This is a genomic window from Dietzia alimentaria 72 (genome assembly GCF_000226215.1).
Lineage (GTDB): Bacteria > Actinomycetota > Actinomycetes > Mycobacteriales > Mycobacteriaceae > Dietzia > Dietzia alimentaria.
On record NZ_AGFF01000029.1, the window covers coordinates 1 to 6,896 of the forward strand.

General features: G+C 60.2%; 3 protein-coding genes and 1 pseudogene. 1 reads left to right on the forward strand and 3 read right to left on the reverse strand.

What is annotated here, in order from left to right:
• Window positions 1-187: hypothetical protein (locus ON04_RS16565; protein ID WP_010542396.1), on the reverse strand; the 187-nt coding region annotated here is incomplete at its 3' end.
• A gap of 766 nt (window positions 188-953) precedes the next feature.
• Here ON04_RS16565 and ON04_RS14695 point away from each other — a divergent pair.
• A complete protein-coding gene (locus tag ON04_RS14695) occupies window positions 954-4,934 on the forward strand; it encodes an NACHT domain-containing protein (RefSeq protein WP_029458575.1) in 3,981 nt (1,326 codons plus the stop codon).
• 160 nt (window positions 4,935-5,094) lie between these two features.
• On the opposite strand, the gene ON04_RS14700 is transcribed toward ON04_RS14695, so the two are convergent.
• Together ON04_RS14700 and ON04_RS15800 are read right to left on the reverse strand one after the other, a co-directional pair.
• Window positions 5,095-6,042 carry a hypothetical protein gene (locus ON04_RS14700; protein ID WP_010542398.1) on the reverse strand — a complete coding sequence of 316 codons (948 nt, stop codon included), beginning with the start codon at window positions 6,040-6,042 and terminating at the stop codon, window positions 5,095-5,097.
• 84 nt (window positions 6,043-6,126) lie between these two features.
• Window positions 6,127-6,710 (reverse strand): annotated as a pseudogene (locus ON04_RS15800) (ISL3 family transposase); the annotation flags it as partial.
• Window positions 6,711-6,896 lie beyond the last annotated feature (186 nt).

Below are 6,896 nucleotides of genomic sequence, written 5' to 3' on the forward strand. Positions count from 1 at the left end.
GGGAGGGTGACAGCTTGCTGAAATGCTCGTACAACTGGCCGAACAGGCCTATACGAGGTTCGATGAACTTCTCTAGGTCGATCGCCGGCTGGACGAGCATATTCGGGATCAACTGCCCCATAATCTGCAGCTTCGACTCTTCCATGATCCGGTAGGTCCAGTCGCCCATGTAGTCCCGATGATCCACCCCGGACCCCCTTTGTAGGCAGTAGTCCGATTATACGAGCTGGGTACGACACCTCTGGGTAGATGTTCGTGGCCTACTCATCGTCCCGACGCCCGCGGTAGAAGAGGCGGGACAGGCCGTCCTGCTCGCGCACTGTGTCGACGACGTGGCCCTCGCCGCTGAAGGCGTGGATGCGGAGGCTGAAGCGGAACGCGATGCGTGATCGCTTAGCAGACCGTCTACCTCCGGAAACACGCCGGACCGGAGGATCCATCGGCGCTGGATGACTGGGATGCCGGTGCAGAAGACGGATAAAGCTTGTCCGCCGCAGCGGCTGGTCCACGCCCGATGGCCGACTGTCCAGGGGTGCTCGCATGAGTTCCGGTTTCCCGCTCTAGATCGGAACCCTCCGGCAGATCTAAAGGGGTTAAATGTGGTTATGTGACACATGTTTGACCGCAGTGGGTGGGTCCAAGAAGGTTCGTTAAGCCGGTTCGAAACTGCGGTGCCACCGCACTAGGGCCTTGCGCCTCAGACGGCTTGCCAAAGGAACTGGAGTTCAGATATGAGACCGCATGCGAACATCGCGTTACCTGACGTCGACTTTCACTTAATACGGCCCTACGGATCACCAGCATCCCGAGCCGACGCGTTTGAGGAGCTGTCTTCGGTCCTCCTTCGTGAGGGCATCGCCGGGTCGGTTGAGTGGCCCGATGGCACAGTCTTCTCCCGGTTTGGTAATCCTGACGGTGGGCGCGAGGGCACGGGAACGCTACCGAACGGCGATGTGTGGGCATGGCAGGCCAAGTACCTGTTCAAGTTCGACGCGGGCGAGATCGCCCAGGTTGAAAAGTCAGTTGTTCGGGCCCTCGACCTGGAGCCGACTTTGAAGCGGTACTACGTGACGCTGCCGTACGACCTGCCTGCCGGTGACACCACGGGTGAGAAACCAACGAAGTCTGCGTTCACCAAGTGGATCGAAAAGAAGGCAGAGTGGGAGGCCCTCGCAGCTGATCGCGGCATGGAGGTCGAGTTCAAATACGTGGGAGCGCATGAGCTCGCCAGCGAGCTGACGAGGCCCAGGCATGCAGGCCGCTTGCGATATTGGTTCAACGCTTCGGTCCTGACTCCGGAAAGCCTGCAGCGGCGGCTCGATGACGTAATAGCAAAGGCCGGCCGTCGTTACAGTCCGAACGTGCATGTAGAGGTCGAAACCGTTCAGGCGCTCGAGGGACTTGGGCGCTCCGATCGCTACGTCCAGAGGGTCCAGATTGCGCTGGCTGGAGTCCGAAAAGTGCGAGGAGATAGATGGTGTGCGCCTCAAGGGGACGAGGCCGTGTTCAAGGACACTCTCGCGGATTGCATCGCAGCCCTGACAAAGATCGAGGATGCGTTACACGAGTTCCTGGGCGCAGTGCGAACTACAAGTCCCGTGCCCAACATTTGCGACCAGCTTGATTCGGTAGAGACTCACCTTGACGCGGTTCACGAGCTGCTCCGGAAGCGTCATCTTAAGGACGGCCGGTACTACCACGATGCGGCCGGATCGCTCTATGGTCAGGTCGTTAAGACTCGCGAAGTACTTTCTGAGGTTCGCGCGCTGCTATTTTCCCCCGGCACGGACGCGGCGAAAATTGGTCGGCTTCTGGTAACTGGTCGTGCTGGCGTTGGGAAGACTCACCTGCTCTGTGATGTAGCGAGTCGGCGAATTTCTGCGGGCCTCCCGACAGTCGTTGCACTCGGTCAGGACTTCGATTCAAGTAAGCTGCTCCCCCAGATCGGGGAGCTGGTCCAGATCGATGGGACCCTGGAGGAAGTTCTTTCAGTGCTCGACGCTGCCGGGGAGGCGTCCGGCCACACTGCAATGCTGATGCTCGACGCTCTCAACGAGAGCGCGAACGCCGAACGGTGGGCCGACGATCTCAGAGTCCTGGCCGGAGCAGTCGAGCGGCACCCTTATGTGGTGCTTGCCGTCTCTTGCCGGTCCGAGTTTGTCGACCCCGTCGTCGGGGCCGCGGACGGGTGGTCCATGGTTCTACATCGTGGATTCGCCGAGGCCACCGGTGAGGCGCTTGATCGGTACACGCGTGAGTACAACTTGGATAAGCTGACTTTCCCAGTTTTAAACCCTGAGTATGGTAACCCGCTATTTCTTAAACTCGCCTGTGAGGCGCTAGCTACTTTGGGTAATACTCGATTCACTCTTGGAACCGCAGGTCTGACCACCGTATGCAGCGCATTTGCGGAAGCAGTCAACAAGCGCCTTGCTGCCCCGGCGCGCTGTGACTACGACGAGGCATCAGGACTCGTGCAGGCGGCTATGAAACAAATCGCGGACCTGGGGCCTGGGCCGTACATGCGAACGGACGTTCAGCAAATCACCGAAGGGCTGCTGCCCGGTCGCAGATGGTCCGAGAGCCTCCTGCTCGGTCTCCTACGTGAAGGCGTCCTGCTGGATACATACGACAATCATGTTGCATTCGGGTACCAGCGCCTCGGGGACGTTCTGCGTGCGCTTCGGTTGGCGGAACAATCTGTCGAATCTTTACAAGCATGGTGCGCCTCGCTCGGAGATGATCGGTGGGAGGAGACTGGGACTATCGGAGCTCTGGCCCTTATTGCACCGGAAAAGCATGACATCGAGATCATCGATCTGTTCATGGATGACGAGAACCGTGTCGGGCAGGACGTCGTAGACGCCTTCGTAGAGGGTCTCCCGATGCGAGCGCCAGAGTTTACGACCGGCCGGACCGCCCGTCTGGTCCAGCGCCTGCTTGAGCACGAATGGGCGGACAGGGTCTGGGAGAAGCTTATTCAGGCAGCATGCATCCCGGGACACGCGGTAAACGCGGAGTGGGCCCATCAGTTGCTTCTGTCGAAGCGGTTGCCCGAGCGGGACGAGACCTGGTCAGAGTGGCTCATCAGTTCGGGCGAACACGGGAACGAGAACCCGGTAGGGATGCTGCTCGATTGGGGCTGGCATCCACGTCGGGCCACTCGTGATACTTCGCCCCTGCAGTTTGATGTTGCCCACTTGGCGACATTGACTTTGGGGTGGATGCTGAGTACGCCGGACCGACGAGTTCGTGACCGCGCGACTAGGGCGCTCGTGAGTGTTGGTGAGCGAGGGCCGTCAGGTTTCGCCGCCGCGGTCTGTCAGTTTCGTACTTGCGATGACCCGTACGTCGTGGAACGACTCGCTGCCACCCTTTGCTCCATTGCACTTCGCTCCACGGATCCCGCCGTGGTTCGCCAGATGGCAGATGCTGCAGTTGAACTGGTCGCGGACGGATGGCCCGTTCATCTCCTGACCCGCGACTACTTGCGACGCACGGCAGAGACTGCCCGAGAACACGGTTGGAATGGACCGAGTCGGTTGCCCCCGTACGGTGCTGAGTGGCCAGTGGACGCCATGTCCTTAGAGTCAATCGAGACTATGGCCAAGGCCACCGGTTTCGGGTACTCATCGATCTGGAGTTCCTTGAGCGGATTATCTGGAGACTTCGGCCGGTACATCGTCAAGTCCACCTTGACGAACTTCGAGCACTCAGACCAAGAGAAGCTTCTTGCACTCGCTCTGCGAACCATCTTTACCCGTGTCGTGGACCTCGGCTGGACTCCTGAACGGTTCGGGAGACGAGACAGTGGCCGTCGGCAGGGTCGGGACGACGGACTGGTCGAGAGATTCGGCAAGAAGTACCAATGGATCGGTTTCTACGAGGTTCTTGGCCGCCTCGCGGACAACCACGAGCTCCGAGAACGATGGAGTGACAGTACCGAGCCATTCGCATACGAATATGCCGAGCAACTTGTTTTTAGAGACATCGATCCGACCGTTCTGACGCCCGGCGGCATGAGGGACCCCAGCAGCGAAGCACCCGCCTGGTTCATGCCGGTCCAGGCAACGTTCCCGCCCGAAGTTGCCGACAGTTATCCTCACGATCTCCACGGTGTGCCCGATCCGATCGATCTCATCGCACTGACGGCACCTGATGGCACCGAGTGGCTCTCCTTGATCCGGCACAGCAACTGGACTCAAATACTCCCCCCGGAGATCGAGGCACTGAAAAATCCCAAACTCAATGTTTGGATGCAGATCCGCAGCTACTTGGTGCCCGTCGACAAAGTAGATGCACTCCAGGAATGGGCCGCCGGGAAAGATTGGGACGGCCGCTGGATGCCGGAGAATTCCGATGTACACAGCCGATTACTCGCAGCGCACCCCGGCTGTCCCTCTTGGGATTGGGCTGATGGGAACGCCGAGCCGCGCAGTTTTGAAAGCGTGGACGATGTACCCACCGCCATGTACCAGCCAGTTGCTTGGTACGGCGGAACCGGCACCTCGCGCGAAAGTGCTGGAACTGAAGAACCCACCGGATACGTTCCGAGCCGGATGTTGTTCGATGCACTCACCCTGGGCCGTGGAGCTGACTTCCATTGGAACGATGCTGATGGGCTAGCGGTTTTTGATCCAACCGCCGGCATGGAACAGGCGTCGACGCTAGTGATGCGCCGCGACCTGGTCGGTCGGGTAGAAGATGCGGGCTACCGACTCTTTTGGACCGTCTTGTTAAACAAGCAATTGTATGACCACGACTACGGCCTAGTCAGTCGCTACGGATCGGATATCAGGTGGCTGAGCGCCAGCGCGTCATACCTAGTAGCTGGTGAGAAAGTTGAGTGCGTATCGGCCAACGCGTGGGCATGTCGCCCCATCGGTGACAGAGAGCGGAAACCGGTCGAATGGAACATCAGCCGAACAGGTTGAAATTCGTGGGTCCCCCAAACTAACCCCAAGTCACTGTCCAAAATCACTTAGGTGGCCTGGTTGGATATCTGTCAGACCTGCTGTCGGAGCAGGACTTACGCGTGTTCACCCAGTTCGTATACGACGGTCCGTTCGCCTGCCGGGCCCTCTCGTCCGCGTTTCACACGAAGAACGTCGGCATCGAACTCTCGATCTTTTCGGTCAGACCATCAACGACTATTGTGGGCCATCCAAAGTATGACGTCGTGTAGGTCAGAGCGTTATAAAATGCTGCGAGCGCTGACCTCGCTTCTTTTTCTGTAGAGACCAGATCGACCCGCAGATTGGTCACGCGGCGACCGGTTTCCGGGTCTGTAACCCACTCCCGTCTCTGCCGAGCGGGATAGAGTGTTGGGTGAGTCATGTTGGACAGATACCCGTAGATGCCGGTACCTGTGCGGCCGTCGATCGTTCCGCCATAGCTCTTGGTCAGTTCGTACATCCCCTTCACGGCAGCCTCCAGATTGGGTAGGGACTGCCCGTTCAACGTCCGGGCTGCTCCCCCCAAGCTCGCAGGCGTCGTGCTAGGAAAGCGATCGCTGACCTCTGCCTTGAGAGCCTTGTAGTACGTGTTAGCTGAGAGGTAGCTCGGGTGTGCCTTGTCGCTCATTCGGCCGGCATTCTTCTTCGCCTCCTCTGCACTCACGATTTCCTCCAGGTAGGCGCGGGCAAGGCGATTTTCAGACGAGTCCTCAGTGGCTTCGCCGAGTACCCAGACGGCATGTGCGCAGTTCTCGATCGTCGAGCGGATGAGCACTGGTGTTGGAAAGATGACCTCTCCGCTCCTGTAAAGGCTGGCGAGTCCCCCCAGGTGGCCGCTCGCTGTGAGTAGATAGGTCTGAACGACCTCGGCGATTAGTCGGTGCCCGGTCTCTCCTCGCGGCGCAGAGATCGCGGGGTCGGGCGATGGGAGTTCGGCCGCAGCGCGCGCTGCGGGGGACTCCTGGGACGGGATCCAGTGGAAGCGATCGGCCGTCTCAAAGAAGGCACCGCGACTGACGGCAAACAGGTCCGCGATTTCGACCAGTCGGTTGTTGAAGTCCTCCGGGATGTGTTGCCAGTACGCCATACCGATCAGGTTACTGGGCGAGGAGGTCGAGCCGTCAGGACGGAGACAAAGGTGTCGACGGCGCGTGCACTGGCCCTTCCCGTTCTAAAGTGCGTTGATTCGAGCCTGTAGTTGGCCGGAATGGATCAGCGACCCGAAGATGCAGTGGCCTAGGTTGCGAAAGCCGAGGGCGATTCCGCGGAGGTGCACGAGGCGGCCGTTAATGGCCTCGACTGGTCCGTTGGAGGCGCCCACATCGAAGTAGGCCAGGATCTTCGCGGTGCCGCTTCCACAGCGATCGTCCGAACTGCGCGAGTTCGGGCAGCTCGTTTTGGGACGCCGGAGCGGATTGAGCGCACGAGCTTGCACATCGCGATCTTGCCCTCGCGGCGCCCGGAGGTCTCGTAGGCGTCGATGAGGCGCTGGTAGACAGCGTAGGTGAGCTCCACGGCGGCATGGGCGTCGTCGGCGAGGAATGCTCCCCACAGGGGGATCTTCTGCTTGTCGGTGAGCAGCGCGGCCCGGGTGTTCAAGGTCCTGCGGATCCCGTGCAGCGGGTCACCGCTACGGCCCCGGTGCCCGGTGGTGTCCTGCTGAAACCGCTGGCAGCACCAGGTGAGATAACCCGCGGCCAGGTGCACGACGTGGAAGGGGTCTATCACCGTGCGGGTATCAGGGACGGCGCCTGCTGTACGCGGACACCTACGGCGGCGGTGGCTGTCAGCCAGCAGGGCGTAGTGAAGAGCTACCTCGTCCACCTTGGGGACGGAGAACAGATCTCCCTGGGGGCCCTCGACGGCGGTGGACCAATCACGGTAGAAAGTGCCGTTGCGGCCGGCCCGGTAATCGATCCACTCCAGGGTGCCCAGCTCGAC